The organism is Streptomyces bluensis (assembly GCF_014650715.1).
In the GTDB taxonomy this organism is placed as follows: Bacteria; Actinomycetota; Actinomycetes; order Streptomycetales; family Streptomycetaceae; genus Streptomyces; species Streptomyces bluensis.
Genome location: NZ_BMVM01000007.1, coordinates 238,526 through 258,141, shown reverse-complemented (window position 1 = coordinate 258,141; position 19,616 = coordinate 238,526). Strand labels below are relative to the sequence as shown.

The window sequence follows — 19,616 nt, the reverse complement described above, 5'->3', positions numbered from 1 at the left end:
GCTACTTCTCCGTGTTCTCCGCGGGTGCGGGGCGGCCGGGCTGCTCGCCGCCGCGCTCCTTGATGTATGTCTCGGTGGGCACCATCACCTTGCGGCGGAACACGCACACGAGCGTGCCGTCCTGTTTGTAGCCCTTGGTCTCGACGTGGACGATGCCGCGGTCGCCCTTCGACTTGGACGGCCACTTGTCGAGCACGGTCGTCTCGCCGTAGACCGTGTCGCCGTGGAAGGTCGGCGCCACGTGCCGGAGCGACTCGATCTCCAGGTTGGCGATCGCCTTGCCGGAGACGTCGGGCACCGACATGCCGAGCAGCAGCGAGTAGATGTAGTTCCCCACGACGACGTTCTTCCCGAAGTCCGTCGTCTTCTCCGCGTAGTTGCTGTCCAGGTGGAGCGGGTGGTGGTTCATGGTGAGCAGGCAGAAGAGGTGGTCGTCGTACTCCGTGACCGTCTTCCCCGGCCAGTGCTTGTAGACGGCACCGACCTCGAACTCCTCGTAGGTGCGCCCGAACTGCATGCCCTACGCCTCCGGAATCTCGAACGTGCTGGTGCGCCGCATACCGGCGGCGCGGCCCTTGCCCGCGATGACCAGCGCCATCTTGCGGCTGGCCTCGTCGATCATCTCGTCGCCGAGCATCGCCGAGCCCTTCTTGCCGCCCGCCTCGGACGTGCAGTACTCGTACGCGTCCAGGATCAGCTCGGCGTGGTCGTAGTCCTCCTGGGAGGGCGAGAAGATCTCGTTGGACGCCTCGACCTGGCCCGGGTGGAGCACCCACTTGCCGTCGAAGCCGAGCGCCGCGGCGCGCCGGGCGACCTCGCGGTAGCCGTCGATGTTGCGGATCTGGAGGTAGGGGCCGTCGATCGCCTGGAGGTTGTTGGCGCGGGCGGCCATGAGGATCTTCATCAGGATGTAGTGGTAGGCGTCCGCCGGATAGCCGGGCGGCTGCTCGCCGACGACCAGCGACTTCATGTTGATCGACGCCATGAAGTCGGCCGGGCCGAAGATGATCGTCTCGACGCGCGGCGAGGCCTGGGCGATCTCGTTGACGTTGTTGAGGCCCTGGGCGTTCTCGATCTGGGCCTCGATGCCGATCCGCCCGACCTCGAAGCCCATCGTCTTCTCGATCTGGGTGAGCAGCAGGTCCAGGGCGACGACCTGCTGGGCGTCCTGCACCTTCGGCAGCATGATGCAGTCCAGGTTCACCCCCGCGCCCTCGACGACGGTGACGACGTCGCGGTACGTCCACTCGGTCGTCCAGTCGTTCACGCGTACGACCCTGGTCTTGCCGGTCCAGTCGCCCTCGTTGAGGAACTTCACGATCGTGTGCCGCGCCTCGGGTTTGGCGAGCGGGGCGCACGCGTCCTCCAGGTCGAGGAAGACCTGGTCGGCGGGGAGGCCCTGGGCCTTCTCCAGGAAGCGGGGGTTGCTTCCCGGCACCGCGAGGCAGGAGCGCCGCGGACGAAGACGGTTGACGGGCGTTGTCATGCGGGGACCTCCAAGGGGTCGAGCTTGTTGGCCTTGCGGATCTCCTCGACGATACGGCCGATGATCTCGGTGATGTCGAAGTCCTTCGGGGTGAACACGGCCGCCACTCCAGCGGCCCTGAGCTGCTCGGCGTCGCCGTTCGGGATGATCCCCCCGGCGATCACCGGGATGTCGGGCGCACCGGCCTCACGCAACCGCTCCAGCACGTCCGGCACGAGCCGGGCGTGCGAGCCGGAGAGAACGGACAGGCCGACCGCGTGCACGTCCTCGGCGAGGGCCGCGTCCACGATCTGCTCGGGGGTGAGCCGGATGCCCTGGTACACCACCTCGAACCCGGCGTCCCGGGCCCGCACGGCGATCTGCTCGGCCCCGTTGGAGTGCCCGTCCAGGCCGGGCTTGCCGACGAGGAAGCGCAGCTTGCCCACGCCCAGGTCCCGTGCGGTGGCGTCCACCTTGCGGCGGACCTCCGCCAGCCCGGTGCCCTCCTCGGCCGTCACCGCGACCGGTGCCGAGGAGACGCCGGTCGGCGCCCGGAACTCCCCGAACACCTCCCGCAGCGCCCCGGCCCACTCACCGGTCGTGGCCCCGGCACGGGCACACTCCAGGGTGGCCTCCATGAGGTTGTCCTCGCCCTGGGCGGCCTCTTTGAGCCGCTCCAGCGCCGTGCGAAGGCGCTGGTCGTCGCGGGTGTCGCGCCACTCCCGGAGGGCTCGTACGACACGTTCCTCGACCGTGGGGTCGACCGTGTGGACCGCCGTGTCCAGGTCGGCCGTCAGCGGGTTCGGCTCGGTCGTCTCGAAGACGTTGACGCCGACGATCTTCTCCTCGCCGGACTCGATGCGCGCCCGGCGGGCGGCGTGCGAGGCGACGAGCCGCGACTTCAGATAGCCCGACTCGACGGCGGCCATGGCGCCGCCCATCTCCTGGATCCGCTCGATCTCGGCGAACGACTCCTCGACCAGCTGGGCGACCTTCGCCTCGATGACGTGCGAGCCCTCGAAGATGTCGTCGTACTCCAGCAGGTCGCTCTCGTGCGCGAGCACCTGCTGGATGCGCAGCGACCACTGCTGGTCCCAGGGCCGGGGCAGGCCCAGCGCCTCGTTCCAGGCGGGGAGCTGGACGGCACGCGCGCGGGCGTCCTTCGAGAGCGTCACCGCCAGCATTTCGAGCACGATCCGCTGGACGTTGTTCTCGGGCTGGGCTTCCGTCAGACCCAGCGAGTTGACCTGGACGCCGTACCGGAAGCGGCGCTGCCGGGGATCCTCGATGCCGTACCGCTCGCGCGTGATGCGGTCCCAGATGCGGCCGAACGCCCGCATCTTGCACATCTCCTCGACGAAGCGGACGCCCGCGTTCACGAAGAAGGAGATACGGGCGACGACCTCGCCCATGCGTTCCTGCGGCACCTGACCGGAGTCACGGACCGCGTCCAGCACCGCGAGGGCCGTCGACATCGCGTACGCGATCTCCTGGACCGGTGTGGCACCGGCCTCCTGGAGGTGGTACGAGCAGATGTTGATCGGGTTCCACTTCGGGATGCGGGAGACCGTGTACGCGATCATGTCCGTGGTAAGACGGAGGGAGGGGCCGGGCGGGAAGACATGCGTGCCCCGCGACAGGTACTCCTTCACGATGTCGTTCTGTGTCGTCCCCTGGAGCCGGGTGATGGCCTGCTCGTCGAGGCCCTGCTCCTCCGCGACGACCTGGTAGAGCGCCAGCAGCCACATGGCCGTGGCGTTGATGGTCATCGAGGTGTTCATCTGCTCCAGGGGGATGTCCTGGAACAGCCGGCGCATGTCACCCAGGTGCGAGACCGGCACCCCGACCCGGCCGACCTCGCCGCGGGCGAGAACGTGGTCGGGGTCGTACCCGGTCTGCGTCGGCAGGTCGAACGCCACCGAGAGCCCCGTCTGCCCCTTGGCGAGGTTGCGCCGGTACAACTCGTTGGACGCCTCGGCCGTGGAGTGACCCGCGTAGGTCCGCATCAGCCACGGACGGTCCCTCACCTTGTGCCCCTGCTGGCCGGGTTCCCTGGTCTTCGGCTCTTTCATGAAGGGACCTCAGACGTTCCGGAAGCGGTTGATGGCGTCGATGTGCCGGGCGCGCTTCTCCTCGTCGCGCACGCCCATGCCCTCGCGCGGGGCCAGCGTCAGCACACCGACCTTGCCCTGGTGGAGGTTGCGGTGCACGTCGTACGCGGCCTGGCCGGTCTCCTCCAGCGAGTAGACCTTCGACAGCGTCGGGTGGATCCTGCCCTTCGCGATCAGCCGGTTGGCCTCCCAGGCCTCACGGTAGTTGGCGAAGTGGGAACCGATGATCCGCTTCAGGGACATCCACAGGTAGCGGTTGTCGTACTCGTGGGTGTAGCCGGACGTGGAGGCGCAGGTGGCGATGGTGCCGCCCTTGCGCGTGACATAGACCGACGCGCCGAAGGTCTCGCGGCCGGGGTGCTCGAAGACGATGTCGACGTCCTCGCCGTCGGTGAGCTCGCGGATGCGTTTGCCGAAGCGCTTCCACTCCTTCGGGTCCTGGGTGTGGGCGTCCTTCCAGAACCGGTAGTCCTCGGCGTTGCGGTCGATGATCGCCTCGGCGCCCATGGCCCGGCAGATCTCCGCCTTCCGCGGGCTGCTCACCACGCAGATGGGGTACGCGCCGCCGGCCAGCGCGAACTGGGTGGCGTAACTGCCGAGCCCGCCGCTCGCGCCCCAGATCAGCACGTTGTCGCCCTGCTTCATACCGGCGCCGTTGCGGGAGACGAGCTGCCGGTACGCGGTGGAGTTGACCAGGCCCGGAGCTGCGGCCTCCTCCCAGGTGAGGTGGTCCGGCTTGGGCATCAGCTGGTTGGACTTCACGAGGGCGATCTCGGCGAGTCCGCCGAAGTTGGTCTCGAAGCCCCAGATCCGCTGCTCGGGGTCGAGCATCGTGTCGTTGTGGCCGTCGCTGGACTCCAGCTCCACCGACAGACAGTGCGCGACGACCTCGTCACCGGGCTTCCAGGCGTGGACGCCGGGGCCGGTGCGCAGGACGACGCCCGCGAGGTCGGAGCCGATGATGTGGTACGGCAGGTCGTGGCGCCTGGCGAGCTCGCTCAGCTTGCCGTAGCGCTCCAGGAAACCGAAGGTCGGCAGCGGCTCGAAGATCGAGGTCCACACCGAGTTGTAGTTGACCGACGAGGCCATGACCGCCACCAGGGCCTCGCCCGGACCCAGCTCCGGCACCGGCACGTCGTCCAGGTGGATCGACTTGCGCGGGTCCTTGTCGCGGGTGGCGAGCCCGGCGAACATCTCCGTCTCGTCCTTGTGCACGGTGATGGCGCGGTACGACTCGGGGAGCGGCAGAGCGGCGAAGTCGGCGGACGTGACCGCGGCGGAGCCGCCCGGGGTCACGGTCTGCGACTGGATCGCGTCCAGGATTTCCTTCACGGTGTTGCCTCCGGCGACGAGCGTCCTGAGGGAGGACGCTGCTGAGGGTTACGTCGGGTGCTGAGCGTGTGCCGTCGGTTCGGCGAAGGGTGGTGTTCCGGCAGCGCTGGTGGCGCGGAGGGTGCCTGTGACGCAGGCGTCCGGGCGCGCTTGCCGGATGGCTCGCGGGGACAGCCGGCGTACCAAGGAGCTCTGCACGCCGATCGCCCGGACAACACCACGGTATGGCACCCCGTGTCACCCCGCAAGGCACTCGGTGCCAGAACTTGCTCTCAGGTGAAATCTTCGCGCGACAAATGAGCGATGATCGATCGATGGCCATGCCACGGATGCCGGCGTGACGCAGCACGAGCACGAGCACGAGCACGAGCACGAGCACGAGAGCGAGCACGGGCACGACGCGAACGGCTCCGCGCCGCTCGCGGTCGCCGGCGGGGCCCGGCCTTCGGCGACCTCGTGGCCTGCCGCCTCCAGGGCGAGAACGGCCCTCTTCCCGGCCCCGGGCGGGCCGATGGCGCGACGCCGCGGCTGGTCCAGCGCGACGTCGCGGCTGGTCAGCGGTTCTTCAGGGCCTCTTCGATGGTCTTCATGACCTCGTGCAGTGGCGCGTCGGTCCGGGCCACCGCCACCAGGACCTCACCCTGCGAGGAGACCGACGCCGGGACCGGGGAGGTGTGCGGCGCGGGCTCGTACCGGCCGACCCCGATCCCCGTGCCGAACGTCCTGCGGACGATGGCGAAGGCGTGGTCCAGCTGAGCCTCCACGTCCCCCTGCCCGCCCGCCCGCAGCCAGCGGCGCAGCACGTGGTTGTGCGCGGTGACGACCGCCGACGCGGCGACCTCGGCCAGCAACGGGTCGTCGTTGGCGTCGTCGTCGTGGGCGTGCTCGTCGAAGTGGCCCAGCAGGTACCGGGTGAACAGCCGTTCGTAGCGGGCGACCGACGCGATCTCCGCCTCGCGCAGGGTGGGGACCTCCCGGGTGAGCTTGTAGCGCTGCACGGAGATCTCCGGCCGGGCCGCGTACATCTTCATGACTTCCTTGATGCCGCGGCACACGGTGTCGAGCGGGTGCTCGTGGGCGGGCGCCGCGTTCAGCACGGCCTCCGCCCGGACCAGCGTGTCGTCGTGGTCGGGGAAGATCGCCTCTTCCTTGGAGCGGAAGTGGCGGAAGAAGGTGCGGCGGGCGACTCCGGCGGCCGCCGCGATCTCGTCGACGGTGGTCGCCTCGTACCCCTTCGTCGCGAACAGTTCCATCGCCGCGGCCGCCAGTTCCCGGCGCATCTTGAGCCGTTGGGCGGCGGCGCGACCGCCCGCGGCGCTTTCCGGAGCGTCGGGCGTAGCTGGTGTACGTGAGGACCTGGCGGGGTGGGACATGACCCGAACGTACTGCATCCGCGCAGCATGATGCGCGGATCCGTGGATCCCCCCGCCCCAGCCGGGGCGGGGGGATCCACGGGGCGGGCCGCTCAGCGCCCCGCGTACTCGCGGAACCCGCGGCCCGTCTTGCGGCCGAGGCAGCCCGCGGCCACCAAGTGCTCCAGGAGCGGCGCCGGGGCGAGGCCCGGGTCGCGGAACTCGCGGTGCAGGACCCGCTCGATGGCCAGCGAGACATCGAGGCCGACCACGTCGAGCAGTTCGAACGGGCCCATCGGGTAACCGCCGCCCAGCTTCATGGCCGCGTCGATGTCGTCCAGCGACGCGTAGTGCTCCTGGACCATCTTGACCGCGTTGTTCAGGTACGGGAACAGCAGGGCGTTCACGATGAACCCGGCGCGGTCGCCGCAGTCCACCGGATGCTTGCGGACGGCCAAGCACAACGCGCGGACCGTGGCGTGCACGTCGTCCCCGGTCAGGACCGTGCGGACCACCTCGACCAGCTTCATCGCGGGCGCCGGGTTGAAGAAGTGCATGCCGATCACGTCCTCCGGCCGCGAGGTGGCGCGGGCGCAGGCCACCACCGGCAGCGAGGAGGTCGTGGTGGCGAGGATCGCGCCCGGCTTGCAGACCTTGTCGAGGGCCGTGAACAGCTGCCGCTTGACCTCCAGATCCTCCGCGACGGCCTCCAGCGCGAGGTCGACGTCCGCGAACGCGTCGTACGAGCCGGCCGGGGTGATCCGGTCCAGCGTTTCGGCCGCCGCCTCGACGGTCAAGCGCCCCTTGTCGACAGAGCGCGAAAGCGACGTGCCGATACGGGCCTTGGCGGTCCGCGCCTTCTCCTCGCCGCGCGCGGCGAGCACGACGTGGTACCCCGCCTTCGCGAACACCTCGGCGATCCCGCACGCCATGGTCCCGGAGCCCGCGACGCCGACGGCACGGATGCCGCGGCCGGGGACCGCGGGCCCGCCGGACAGCGGCGTCAGCGCGTCCCGCACGACGGTGGCGCTGCCCGGCGCCTCGTACGTGTAGAAGCCGCGCCCCGACTTGCGGCCGGTCAGGCCCGCCTCGCTGAGCTGCTTGAGGATGGGCGCGGGCGCGTGCAGCCGGTCGCGCGACGCGCTGTACATGGCCTCCAGGACCGTACGGGCCGTGTCCACGCCGATCAGGTCGAGCAGCGCCAGCGGGCCCATCGGCAGCCCGCAGCCGAGCCGCATCGCCGCGTCGATGTCCTCGCGGGTGGCGTACTTGGCCTCGTACATCGCGGCGGCCTGGTTGAGGTAGCCGAACAGCAGCCCGTCGGCGACGAACCCCGGCCGGTCGCCGACCGCCACGGGCTCCTTGCCCAGCTCGATGGCCAGATCCGTGACCGAGGCGACGGCCTGGGGCGCGGTGAGCACGGAGGAGACGATCTCCACGAGCTTCATCGCGGGCGCCGGGTTGAAGAAGTGCAGCCCGAGCACGCGCTCGGGGCGGGCCGAGTCGGCGGCCAGGCGCGTGACCGACAGGGCGTTGGTGCCGGTCGCGAGGACGGTATCCGGGCGGACGACGGCGTCCAGCTCGCGGAAGACCTGCTGCTTGATCTCGTACGACTCCGGGGTCACCTCGATGACCAGGTCGGCGTCGGCCGCGGCCTGGACGCCGGTGAACGTGCGGAAGCGGGCGAGGACCTCGCCGCGCTCCCGCTCGGTGATCCGGCCGCGCGCCACGGCGCGGGCGGTCGAGGTCTCCAGGGCGGCGACGGCCTTCGTGGCCTGCGCCTCGCTGATGTCGATCCCGATGACCTCGCGGCCGGCCCGGGCCAGGACCTCGGCGATACCGGTGCCCATGGTGCCGAGACCGACGACGGCAATGGTCCTGAGGGGGGACGGAGAGGTGTCGGACAGGGGAGTGGCCATCGGGGACTCCAGGAGTGAGGGTGACGACTGGGAGTGCGCCCGGCCGCGCCGAAGAACGCACCGGGTGCCGAAAGGGAGCGCGGTGTGCGGGTGTTGCCGGGCTACTGAGCGGCGCCGCTCAGCGCACACGCCCGGTTCCGTCGCCAGCGGCGTGCACACGCCCGGCGAACGGTGATGACCGACCGGCCCTGTCCCAAGCCGAGTCGCACTGAGGTACCCGAGGTACCGAACCGACAACGCTCGCGGCGGCTGCGTCACCAGGCCACCACGAGGAGGTACACGAGCGAGTGGCTCGCTCGTCTGAGCTTAACCCGCGAGTAACGAGCGCGCCAGTCCCCGTGTTTGTGTGATGTACCTCCCCGACGCGGCCGTGGCGACCGTAGGCTCGGTGCCATGGACGAAGCGTCGCGAGCACTCACGGAACGCTTACGGCAGGAGTCGGGAGCCTCGGTCGCCTACCAGCGGCTCCTGGCGACCCGTGACCTCGACGAACTGGCCGGTGTGCTCTCCGCCCCCGCGCGGCCGCTGTGGGCACGGGAGCTGGCCGCCTTCCGGCTCGGCCTCGCCGGGGACCGGCGGGCCTTCGAGCCCCTCGTCCTGCTGCTCAACCACCGCGATCCGCCGCGCTGCGCCTCCGCCGCGCACGCCCTGGCCCGGCTGGGCGATCCGCGCACCGCCCGCGCTGCCGCCGCGCTCGCCACCAACGAACTCCGCGTCGCCTACGCCCTGCACCCCGTACGCCTCCTGGTGGCGCTGCGTGCTCCCGAGGCCGTGCCCGCTCTGATCACCACGCTGGCGCGGCGGCTGCGGCCGCACGATCCGTACCGCCTGGTCGCCCTCGCCTGTGTGGAGGGGCTGGGCGCGCTCGGCGACGAACGGGCCCGCCCCCTGCTCAACGAGGCGCTCGCCCACCCGGCCCTCGCGGAGGCGGCGGCCGCGGCGCTGAAGCGACTGCCCAAGCAGTGAGGCGTCAGGCGGAAGCCATGTCCCCGAGGGCACGCACGTAACGCACCTCGGGCACTGCCACCCCGTCCACCTCGAAGGGCTCCTCGGCGCCGTCCGGGGTGAAGCCGTGACTCTCGTAGAAGCGGCGCGCGCGGACGTTGTCCTTCAGCACCCACAGCAGCATCCGCTCGTGCCCGGCGATCGCGCACCGCTGGGCCGACTCCCGGAGCAGCGCCCGGCCCACGCCTGTCGAGAAGTGACCCGGCCGCACGTAGACGGCGTACAACTCGGCGTCGTCCGTGCGGACTTCACCCTCCCGGTACGGCCCGTGGCAGGCCCAGCCGACGACCTCGCCGTGCCGCTCCGCGACCAGGTTCACGACCTCCGCGTTGCCCTTCTCCAGGTGACCGCACCGCCGTTCGGCGTCCGCGTCCACGTCGAGCCGGTCGAGGTACGCCTGCGGGATCATCCCCGCGTACGCGGTTCGCCAGCCGCCGATCCGTATCTCGGCGACGGCACGGCAGTCGGCCAGGGTCATCTCACGGATGCGGAGTCGGGCCAGTCGGTCTTCCATGGCGGCACCCTAACGGGGCACCCGTGTGCGGTCTCAGCCGCGGAAGCCGAGCAGCCCGTGCAGTGCCGCACCCCGTGTGGAGGAGCGTGCCGACTTCGCGGTCAGCGGTTTCGGGTCGGGCAGCCGCTTGCACACCGCGTCGGCCTCCCCGCCCGCGCCCCGCGGCATCGTGCCGTCGGTCAGATACGCCGCCAGGTGCTTGTCGAGGCAGGCATTCCCGCTGAGCGTGATGCCGTGGTTGCCGCCGCCCTGCTCCACCACCAGGCTGGAGCCGCGCAGCAGACGGTGGACCGCGACACCGCCCTCGTACGGGGTGGCCGCGTCGTTCGTCGCCTGGAAGAGCAGCATCGGCGGCGCCGCGTCGTTGGAGACGTCGACCGGCTGCTGCGCGCTCGTCGGCCAGAACGCGCACGGGGCGTTGTACCAGGCGTTGCTCCACGTCATGAACGGTGCCTTCGCGTACGTGTCCCAGTTGTCCCTGCGCCACTGCCCCCAGTCGCGCGGCCAGGCCACGTCGGCGCACTGCACGGCGGAGTAGACGCTGTAGCCGTTGTCGCCCGCCGCGTCGACGGCGCCGAAGTTCTCGTAGGCCTCGACCAGCGGGTCGTCGTCCCTGCGGTTCGCATAGGCCGCGAACGCCTCGGCGAGGTAGGGCCAGTAGCCGTTGTAGTAGCCGCCCGGGACGAAGGTGTCCTCCAGCTCGGAGGCGCCCACCTTGCCGTCCGCGGGCTTCTTGGCGAGGGCCCTGCGCATGGCGTACCACTTGGCTTCCACCTTCGCCGGGTCGGTGCCCAGCTTGTACGTCGCGTCGTGCTTCGCGACCCACGCCGTGAACGCGAGGTGGCGGTCGTTGAACGCGTGGTCCTGCCGGATGTTGTCGGCGTACCACACGCCAGTGGGGTCGACGACCGAGTCCAGGACCGCGCGGCGGACGCGGTCCGGGTAGAGCTTCGCGTAGACGGCGCCCAGGTAGGTGCCGTACGAGTACCCGAAGTAGTTGATCTTCTCGGCCCCGAGCGCCTGCCGGATCGCGTCCATGTCCCTGACCGCGCTGACCGTGCCGATGTACGGCAGCAGATCCCCGTGTTTCGTCGCGCACGCCTTGGCGAAGGCGGCGGCACGGTCGAGGTTGGCCTTCTCGACGGCCGGAGTGACCGGCAGGGAGTCGGGGCGCACCGGCGAGAAATACCCCGGCCGGCAGTTCAGGGCGGGCCTGCTGGCGCCGACGCCGCGCGGATCGAAGCCGATGACGTCGTACTGCGCCGCCACCGTCCGCGGCAGTGAGGACGCGACGAACCCGGCCAGTGTGAGACCGCTGCCGCCGGGCCCGCCGGGGTTGACCAGCAGCGGACCCTGGTACTTCTTCGCCGTGTGCGGCACGCGCGAAAGGGCGAGCGTGATCTGCCTGCCGCGCGGGTTCGCGTGGTCGAGCGGCACCTTCAGGGACGCGCACTGGAGCCTCGGGTAGTCCTTCGTCCCGCACTTCTTCCAGGCCGGCTTCGCCGTCGGAGCGTTGAGCGTGGTGCGCGGTGCGGACGCCGTGTCGGCGTTCGCGTCGGCCGGAGCCCCGGTGACCATTCCGGCCACCACGACGGCGGCACCGCACAGAGCAGCTGCGCGTTTCTTCATTGGCGGGCTCCCAGGACGCGGTACGTGAGCCGTGCGCTCCACGGCCCTCGTCGCATCGTCCCGAAGCGGACGCCCGGAAGAACGCGTTCTGCCCACACGTGACCCGAACGGGCCGGGAGAAGCACTCGGACGCGCTTCCCGACCCCGTCCGCCCGCGGTCCGGTCGCGGTCAGAGCAGCGTCAGCTGGGTCACCGTCGGTTCCGCCCGGTGTTCGGGTGCCTCGGGCCCGGGCGCCGGGACCCTGCGCGGCAGACCCGCGTGTGTGGGCCCCATGCCGTACTCCTGGGCCAGTGCGTGGACCTGACCGGTGATCCGGCGCTGGTACCACTTCGGGGCGTACGCGCCTTCCGCGTACAGCCGCTCGTAACGCCGTACGAGGTGGGGGTGGTTGCGCTCCAGCCAGGCCATGAACCACTCCCGGGCGCCGGGCCGCAGATGCAGCACCAGCGGTGTCACGGAGGTGGCCCCGGAGGCCGCGATCGCCCGTACGGTGGCCCGCAGTTGGGCCGGGTTGTCGCTCAGGAACGGGATCACCGGGGCCATCAGGACACCGCAGCCGATGCCGTGGCCGGTGAGGGTGCGCACCACGTCCAGGCGGCGCTCCGGGGCGGGCGTGCCCGGTTCGACGGTGCGCCACAGCTCGTGGTCGGTGAAGCCGACGGAGACGGAGATGCCGACCTCGGTGACCTCGGACGCCCGCCTCAGCAGGTCGAGGTCACGCAGGATCAGCGTGCCCTTGGTGAGGATCGAGAACGGGTTCGCGTGGTCGTGCAGGGCGGAGATGATGCCCGGCATCAGCCGGTAGCGGCCCTCCGCACGCTGGTAGCAGTCGACGTTGGTGCCCATCGCTATGTGCTCGCCGCGCCAGCGGGGTGAGGCGAGGTGGCGGCGCAGCAGTTCGGGGGCGTTGACCTTCACGACGATCTGCGAGTCGAAGCCGAGACCGGTGTCGAGGTCCAGATAGCTGTGGGTCTTGCGCGCGAAACAGTAGACACACGCGTGTGTGCAACCCCGGTACGGGTTCACCGTCCATTCGAAGGGCATACGGGAGGCCCCCGGCACCCGGTTCACGATCGACTTCGCCCGGATCTCGTGGAACGTCACGCCACGGAACTCCGGGGTGTCGAAGGTGCGGGTGGTCACCGCGTCCGCGTCGAACAGCGCGGCGTCCCGGGCCCGGGCGGAGTTCTCGGCCAGTTGGTCCCAGCGCATGGGCACCTCCTCGGTAGCACTGGCCATAGAATAGAACACATGTTCCCTTGATCGTGCGAACCTGTTTTCGAATGCCGTGTGCGGGCTCGTCCGGCCCAGTCCGGCCCCGTCCGCGGGCGTCGTTCGAGACCTCTTGGCGGACCCCGATTTGGGCGGCTCGGCCGCCTGATGGTTGGCTTTCCTCAACCCGAGCAACACCAAGTGCTGGAGGAAGTGCAATGGCGCAGGTCGAGGCCACCACGGAGCGAGTCGTCGCGGCGGACGCGGAGACGGTGTTCGACACCATCGCCGACTACAGCGACACCCGCGCGAAGCTGCTGCCCGAGCACTTCAGCGAGTACGAGGTGCGTGAGGGCGGCGACGGCGAGGGCACCCTCGTCCACTGGAAGCTCCAGGCCACCAGCAAGCGCGTCCGCGACTGCCTCCTGGAGGTCACCGAGCCCACCGACGGCGAGCTCGTCGAGAAGGACCGCAACTCCTCCATGGTCACGACCTGGCGGGTCACGCCGGCGGGAGAGGGCAGGTCCCGGGTCGTGGTCACCACCGTCTGGAACGGTGCCGGGGGGATCGGCGGCTTCTTCGAGAGGACCTTCGCACCCAAGGGTCTGGCTCGCATCTACGACCTGGTGCTGGCGAAGCTGGCGGCCGAGGTCGAGAAGTAGGGGTTCCCACCGGGGGTTCGGCGGGTGCGTTCTCGTCTGCGGGGTTCTTGTCCACCACGCACCCGCAGGCGCTCGCCTCGCGCTCCCTCACCGGTTCGAGTGGATCACCCTCAGCACCCCATGGTTCGCCGTAACTCGTCGTGCCTGCTCGCAGTTGTCGCGTAACGCGGGAATCGCGCAGCAGGTGCGACGAGGGGAGCGGCACGTGGGCGGGATCACTCTGACGCAGGCCGACGAGGCCGAACCAGCCGCCACACCCCCGTGGACAACACCCCCACCGGAGATTCCTTCCGGCCAACTCGCGCCGCGCCGCGTCCGGTTGGTGTTCTTCGGGCTCGTGCTCGCGCTGCTGCTCGCCGCGCTGGAGCAGATGACGGTGGCCACCGCGCTCCCGGAGATCGCGGCCGAACTGCACGGCCTGGACCGGACGTCCTGGGTGATCACCGCGTACCTCCTCACCGCCACCGTCGCCCTGCCCGTGTACGGCAAGTGCGGCGACCTGTACGGGCGCAAGGGCGCCTTCCAGTTCGCGGTCGTCGTCTTCGTCGTCGGCTCGGCGCTCACCGGCCGGTCGCGCACCATGGATCAGCTCATCGCCTTCCGCGCGCTCCAGGGCATCGGCGCGGGCGGCCTCCTGATCGGTGTCCAGGCGATCATGGCGGACATCGTGCCCGCCCGTGCCCGCGGTCGCTTCGTGGGTCTCGCCGGCGCGGCGTTCGGCCTGGCCTCCGTCGCCGGTCCCCTCCTGGGCGGCTATGTCACGGACCACCTCTCCTGGAGGTGGTGCTTCTACGGCAACGTCCCCTTCGGACTCGTGGCCCTGACGGTCGTCACCCTCGCACTGAAGCTGCCGAAGTCCAGGGCGAAGGCCCGCTTCGACGTCCTCGGGGCGCTGCTGCTCGCTGTCGCGTCCGCCTGCCTCGTGCTGCTGGCCGCCTGGGGCGGCACCGAGTACCCCTGGGGATCGGACACCGTCCGGGGTCTGGGTGCGGCAGCCGTCGGCGCGGCCGTCCTCTTCCTCGTCGTCGAGCGCCACGCCCCCGAACCCCTGGTCCCCCTGCGGCTGTTCAAGGACTCCGCGTTCAACGTCACCGGGATCGTGGGCCTGTTCATCGGGGCCGCGCTGTTCGCGGCGGGCAGCTGGCTGCCGACCTTCCTGCAACTGGTCGACGGCGCCTCGGCCACCGAGTCCGGGCTGCTCATGCTGCCGATGACGGCCGGCATCGTGGGCGCGTCGGTCGTCGTCGGCCAACTCGTCAGCCACACCGGGCACTACCGGGCCTACCCGGTCCTCGGCACCGCTCTCGCCGCCGTCGGCATGTGGCTCCTCTCCCGCCTCGACGCCGACACGCCCCGGCTGCACTACGGCATCTGGACGGCCGTCCTCGGCGCCGGCATCGGCATGGTGATGCCCGTCCTGGTCCACGCCCTGCAGAACTCCGTGCGCCCCACCGACGTCCAGTCCGCGACCAGCGCGAACAACTACCTCCGGCACCTCGGCGGAGGCGTCGGCGTGGCCGTCTGCGGCGCGCTCCTCACGACCGGGGCCGCCGACCTGCCGCACGACCACGGCGGGGCGTACGCCGACACTTTGCCGCGGATGTTCCTGTACCTCGTGCCGGTGCTCGTCCTCGGCATGCTCCTCGCCTTCTTCCTCAAGGGGAGACCACGGGTGCGCCACGACGCCCCCGCCGACCCCGCACATCCCGACCCCGCACATCCCCACACCACACCTCCCGTTCCCGCACCTCCCACCCCCCTCCAGCCCCTCTCCCTTCCACACGCCCGGTCCCCGCACCCCACCGGCGTCCCCGTCCGCGGCATCGTCCGCGACCACGAGGGCACCGTCGTGCCACGCGCCGCGCTCACCCTCATCGACGTGCTCGGACAGCAGATCGGGCGCGGTGCCAGCGGCGAGGACGGCCGGTACGCGCTGGCCACGCCCGGCGCCGGTTCGTACATGCTCATCGCGTCGGCCGGCGGTCACCAGCCGCTCGCCGTGACCGTGACACTGGGCGAGCGGCCCGTGGAGCTCGACGTGGTACTCGGCGGCGCGGGACGGCTCGCGGGGCGTGTGATCACCGCGGACGGGCGCCCCCTGCGGGACGCGACCGTCACGCTCACCGACGTCCACGGACAGGTCGTCGCCACCACCCGCAGCGGGAGCGAAGGGGGGTACCTCATCACGGAGGTGGCGGCCGGCGCGTACACCCTCGCCGCCGGCGCACACACCTTCCGCCCGGCCGCCCTCCCCGTGACCGTCCAGGCCGCCCACGAGACCCGTCAGGACATCGAACTCGCGGGCGGCGCCGTCCTGTGCGGCACGGTCCGCGCCGCAGGCGGACGCCCCGTCGAGGACGCCCGCGTCACCCTCCTCGACGCCACCGGCACGGTCGTCGGCACGCTCACCACCGGCACCGACGGAGCGTTCCGCTTCGACGGCCTCGCCGCCGGCGAGTACACGGTCATCGCGTCCGGCTACCCACCAGCCGCCACGGCCCTGGAGATCGCCGGTGACGGCAGAACGGAACGGGACCTGCAACTGAGGCACGAGGACTGAAGGCGCGACCGGAGCCGTGCGCCGGTGTGCGCGCGCCGGAGGCGACCCCGAGGCCAATTCACGTATTGCCACACATCGCGACCGGACGTGGCCGTACGGTAGTGACGGCGGCACAGATCTTGCGGAGCCGTGGGGAGAGAGGGCCTGGGTCATGGACCGTGGCGGAGAGCGCGGCACACCTCCCAGCCGCGGGGCTTCAGGCGGCGAGACGGCGGGGCACGTCACCGTCGGCCGCATCCCGCTGGCTGTGGTCGTGGTCGACCGCGAGGGGCTCGTCTCCCACTGGAGCACCGGCGCGCGGCGGCTGTTCGGCGCCGCCAAGGAGGACGCGGTGGGCCGCCCCGCCGTGGACCTGCTCCCCGTGTCCGGTGCGCTGCCCGAGACCGACGAGATCGACGAGTCCGCCGTGTACGGGTCGTACACCGCGTACGACGGACTCGGCCACGACCTGGAGTCGTCCCTCGACGGACGGCTCTCCTACCCCGCCGCCGGGCGCGCCCGGCTCACGGTTCCGGAGCGGGACCGGGGCCGCGTCGACGTCCTGTGGTGGGCCTACCCGCTGGTCGGACCCGGGCGGGAACGGCTGCTCGTGCTCGCGGCCGACGCGGACGGGACGCGGCTCGAAGGCGAGGACGGTGAAGTCCCCGTCGAGCGGATCGCCCCCGGCTTCGCCCTGCACACCGACTTCCCCGGCGCCGAGGAACTCGCCCGCAGGCTCCCCGAGATCCTGCCCAGCGTGAGCGTCGGCGAAAGCGCCCGCATCGTCGCCCAGATCCTGGAACTCGGCTATCCCGTCCTGGAGTTCAGCCAGAACGACCGGGTGCCGGTCACCCCCGACTGGGGCGTCCCGCGCCGCGCCGAGCGCAAGGCGCGCCGCGAGCGGGCCGCACGGGCCGTGGCCGCCGGCATGCCCGTACCGGAAGACCTCCAGGACGAGGGCGAGGACCTTGAGTACGCCGCCGTGCGCGAGCGCCTGGAGTTCCTCAACGAGGTCAGCTCACGCATCGGCACCTCCCTCGACCTCTCCCGGACCATCATCGAGGTCAGCAGGGCCGTCGTACCGCGCTTCACCGACGTCGCGGGCACCTATCTGCGCGAACAGGTCGTGGCCGGTGAGGGTTTCCCCGACGGCGTGCCCGACACGACCACCATGTGGCACCGCGTGGCCGTGGAGCACACCGACGAGCCGGGACGCTGGGACGACGTCGTCCCGGTCGGCGAGGCCATGCCCTTCCCCGCGCACACGCCGTTCTTCCAGTGCATGACCACCGGCGAGCCCGTCCTCGTGCCGCGCATCAGCGAGCAGATGGGGCACGCGATCGCCGCGCAGTTCGAAAAGCGCGACATCCGGCCGCTGATCACCGGCCGCTCCATGCTGGTCGTGCCCCTGAAAGCACGCAACGTGGTGCTCGGCTTCATGATCCTGCTGCGCCACCCGGAGCGGCCCGTCTTCAACGACATGGACCGCGTCACCGGCGCCGAACTCGCCGCCCGCGCGGGCCTCGTCCTCGACAACGCGCGCATGTACACGTACCAGGAGAACGTCGCCGAGACACTCCAGGACAGCATGCTGCCGCAGATCGCGGCCCGCATGCCGGGCTGCGACATCGCCACCCGCTATCTGCCGGGTACGTTGCTGGGGCGCGTCGGCGGTGACTGGTTCGACTCGGTGAAGCTGCCCGGCGCCCGCACCGCGCTGGTCGTGGGCGACGTCATGGGACACGGCCTCAACTCTGCGGCGATGATGGGCCAGTTGCGCACGGCCGTCCAGACGATGGCCGGACTCGACCTGCCGCCCGCACAGCTCCTGCGCAACCTCGACGACCTCGCCCAGCGCCTCGGCGAGCACTACCTCGCGACCTGCCTGTACGCCGTCTACGACCCGATCGCGAGCGAACTGCACCTCGCCAACGCGGGCCACATCCCACCCGTGCTGGTCCGCGCCGAGGACGGCAGCAGCGAACTGCTCGACCTGCCCACGGGTGCGCCCATCGGCGTCGGCGGGGTGCCCTTCGAGGCCATACGCGTGCGCGTGGAACCCGGAGACCGCCTCGTGATGTGCACCGACGGCCTGGTCGAGATGCGCGGCGAGGACATCGGCGTCGGCCTCGCCACGCTCTGCGAGTCCGCCGCCCACCCGGCCGCCTCCATGGACGACGCCTGCGACACCATCATCCGTGCCCTCAACACCCGCGGCGGCCGCAAGGACGACGTGGCCCTGCTGATGGCCAGGCTCAACGGCATCGAACCCGAGGACGTCGCCGAGTGGCGGCTCGCCCGTGACCCGGCCGAGGCCGGCAGGGCCCGTGCCGCCGTCCGTGAACAGCTCCACGTCTGGGGCCTGAACACACTCGTGGACACCGCCGAGACGCTGGTCAGCGAGCTGGTCACCAACGCCGTACGGCACGCCGACGGCCGCCGGATCGCACTGCGCCTGGTCCGCGGCGACACGCTGCTGTGCGAGGTCGATGACGACGACCCCACCCTGCCGACGCTGCTCAGCGCGGGCCGCACCGACGAGTTCGGGCGCGGGATGCGCGTGGTCAGCACACTGGCCCGGGAGTGGGGCACCAGCCGGACCAGCACCGGCAAGACGGTGTGGTTCGAGCTGACGCCGCCGCGCCGCTCCCGCTGACACCCGGCGTCGCTGCCGCCGAACCCGCGCGGGGCGCGCCGGGAGTGATCCCACAAACGCGCCGGCGCGCTTGTGGGATCACTCCCGGCGCGATACACCCGATCTGGCCCGCCACCTCGGGTGGGTCACGGCCGTATCCGGGGAGTGGGCATGAGCGTGACGAGTCGGTACAGGGAAGCCTGGGAGGGCTTCTGGGGCGAGGCCCCCGAGGAACAGGGCGCCGTCTTCTGGGACGCGGAGCCCGCGCTGACCGCGGGCGTTCATCTCTCCCTCTTCGAGCCGCACCTGGTGGACCCCGGACTGCCCATGGTGGACCTCGGCTGCGGTAACGGCACCCAGACACGGTTCCTGGCCTCCCGCTTCCGGCACGTCGTCGGCGCCGACATATCGGCCGCCGCGCTCGACCACGCACGGCGCGCCGATCCCGCGGGACAGGCCGGGTACCGGCAGCTCGACGCGGTGGAGAAGGCGGAGACCCAGGCGCTGCACACGGAACTCGGCGACGCCAACGTCTACATGCGGGGTGTCCTGCACCAGTGCGAGCCCGACGACCGCCAGCCGCTCGCCGACGGCCTCGCGACCCTCGTGGGCGAGCGCGGCCGGGTCCTCCTCGTCGAACTCTCCGAAACCGCCCGCCCGTTGCTGCTGGGCCTGGCCCGGGGCACCGAAGGACCGCCGTCCAAGCTGGCGCCCGTCCTCAAGCACGGCATCGCCCCGGGTGAGGTGGCCGACGAGGCGGTCCCCGAGTACCTCCACGCGGCCGGACTCACCCTCCTCGCCGGCGGGGAGCTGTCCCTGCTCACCACCGAGCAGGCACCCGACGGCAGCCGTGTCGAGCTGCCGTCGAAGTGGGTGGTGGCCGGGCGCGCGGTGTGACGGAACGGGGAAACGGCAACATCCGGTAAACCTGCACACCGTTCACCGGCACGTCGTAAGGAAACCGGACAGTCATCACCACTGGGCCGCCGCGCGGGGGTTCTCCCGCGACGGTGACCGTCGCGGGAGCCCGTGGCAACAGTCGTGCGTGCAGCGGGACGGCAGGCCGTGTGAAGGTGCCGGTACCTTCGGTCACCGCGCTGCCACACCCGTGACGTCTGCTTTCGCGATGCGCCCTGATCAGGCTCCGAGCGGCTGGCCGCGCCTACGCCGACGTGCTTTGATCCTGCGCATGACGAGGTCCGCCCGGCGGGGAAACCGGGCGGACCTCGCCATTCCGAAT

14 protein-coding genes are annotated in these 19,616 nt (G+C 71.1%); 5 read left to right on the top strand and 9 right to left on the bottom strand.

What is annotated here, in order from left to right; translation table 11 throughout:
* Nucleotide 1: 1 nt before the first annotated feature.
* From IE262_RS19810 to IE262_RS19780, 6 genes are all read right to left on the bottom strand, one after another.
* A complete protein-coding gene (locus tag IE262_RS19810; RefSeq protein ID WP_134028109.1) occupies nt 2-517 on the bottom strand; it encodes a MaoC family dehydratase in 516 nt (171 codons plus the stop codon).
* 3 nt (nt 518-520) lie between these two features.
* Nucleotides 521-1,486 carry an HpcH/HpaI aldolase/citrate lyase family protein gene (locus tag IE262_RS19805; RefSeq protein ID WP_134028107.1) on the bottom strand — a complete coding sequence of 322 codons (966 nt, stop codon included), beginning with the start codon at nt 1,484-1,486 and terminating at the stop codon, nt 521-523.
* Nucleotides 1,483-3,537, bottom strand: a complete 2,055-nt coding sequence (locus IE262_RS19800) for an ethylmalonyl-CoA mutase (protein ID WP_189875236.1) — start codon at nt 3,535-3,537, stop codon at nt 1,483-1,485. Before IE262_RS19800 ends, IE262_RS19805 begins: the two co-directional genes overlap by 4 nt.
* Before the next feature lie 9 nt (nt 3,538-3,546).
* Entirely contained in the window at nt 3,547-4,908 is a 1,362-nt protein-coding gene (ccrA, locus tag IE262_RS19795) for a crotonyl-CoA carboxylase/reductase (RefSeq protein ID WP_373305086.1), read from the bottom strand.
* Between the two features lie 554 nt (nt 4,909-5,462).
* On the bottom strand, nt 5,463-6,281 hold the full coding sequence (locus IE262_RS19785) for a TetR family transcriptional regulator (protein ID WP_229877342.1): 819 nt from the start codon (nt 6,279-6,281) through the stop codon (nt 5,463-5,465).
* Nucleotides 6,282-6,373: 92 nt separating this feature from the next.
* Nucleotides 6,374-8,179, bottom strand: coding sequence for a 3-hydroxyacyl-CoA dehydrogenase family protein (locus IE262_RS19780; protein ID WP_189875232.1), 1,806 nt, complete (start codon nt 8,177-8,179; stop codon nt 6,374-6,376).
* Nucleotides 8,180-8,572: 393 nt separating this feature from the next.
* Here IE262_RS19780 and IE262_RS19775 point away from each other — a divergent pair, with 393 nt between their 5' ends.
* Complete coding sequence (locus IE262_RS19775; protein ID WP_189875230.1) at nt 8,573-9,145, top strand: adenylosuccinate lyase; 573 nt, start codon at nt 8,573-8,575, stop codon at nt 9,143-9,145.
* Between the two features lie 4 nt (nt 9,146-9,149).
* Here IE262_RS19775 and IE262_RS19770 read toward each other — a convergent pair whose 3' ends face one another.
* The 3 genes from IE262_RS19770 to IE262_RS19760 all read right to left on the bottom strand — a co-directional run bounded on the left by IE262_RS19770 (nt 9,150) and on the right by IE262_RS19760 (nt 12,540).
* Entirely contained in the window at nt 9,150-9,698 is a 549-nt protein-coding gene (locus IE262_RS19770) for a GNAT family N-acetyltransferase (protein ID WP_189875228.1), read from the bottom strand.
* 33 nt (nt 9,699-9,731) lie between these two features.
* Nucleotides 9,732-11,327 carry an alpha/beta hydrolase gene (locus tag IE262_RS19765; protein ID WP_189875226.1) on the bottom strand — a complete coding sequence of 532 codons (1,596 nt, stop codon included), beginning with the start codon at nt 11,325-11,327 and terminating at the stop codon, nt 9,732-9,734.
* A gap of 169 nt (nt 11,328-11,496) precedes the next feature.
* Nucleotides 11,497-12,540 carry an Rv2578c family radical SAM protein gene (locus IE262_RS19760; protein WP_189875224.1) on the bottom strand — a complete coding sequence of 348 codons (1,044 nt, stop codon included), beginning with the start codon at nt 12,538-12,540 and terminating at the stop codon, nt 11,497-11,499.
* A gap of 218 nt (nt 12,541-12,758) precedes the next feature.
* On the opposite strand from IE262_RS19760, the gene IE262_RS19755 reads away from it, so the two are divergent.
* The 4 genes from IE262_RS19755 (at nt 12,759) to IE262_RS19740 (ending at nt 19,273) form a co-directional block, all read left to right on the top strand.
* Nucleotides 12,759-13,202: an SRPBCC family protein gene (locus tag IE262_RS19755; RefSeq protein ID WP_134028091.1), complete on the top strand. Its 444-nt coding sequence runs from the start codon at nt 12,759-12,761 to the stop codon at nt 13,200-13,202.
* 205 nt (nt 13,203-13,407) lie between these two features.
* Nucleotides 13,408-15,762, top strand: coding sequence for an MFS transporter (locus IE262_RS19750; RefSeq protein WP_189875223.1), 2,355 nt, complete (start codon nt 13,408-13,410; stop codon nt 15,760-15,762).
* Between the two features lie 151 nt (nt 15,763-15,913).
* Entirely contained in the window at nt 15,914-18,397 is a 2,484-nt protein-coding gene (locus tag IE262_RS19745; RefSeq protein ID WP_189875221.1) for an ATP-binding SpoIIE family protein phosphatase, read from the top strand.
* Nucleotides 18,398-18,547: 150 nt separating this feature from the next.
* Complete coding sequence (locus IE262_RS19740; protein ID WP_189875219.1) at nt 18,548-19,273, top strand: class I SAM-dependent methyltransferase; 726 nt, start codon at nt 18,548-18,550, stop codon at nt 19,271-19,273.
* The last annotated feature ends 343 nt before the right edge of the window (nt 19,274-19,616 follow it).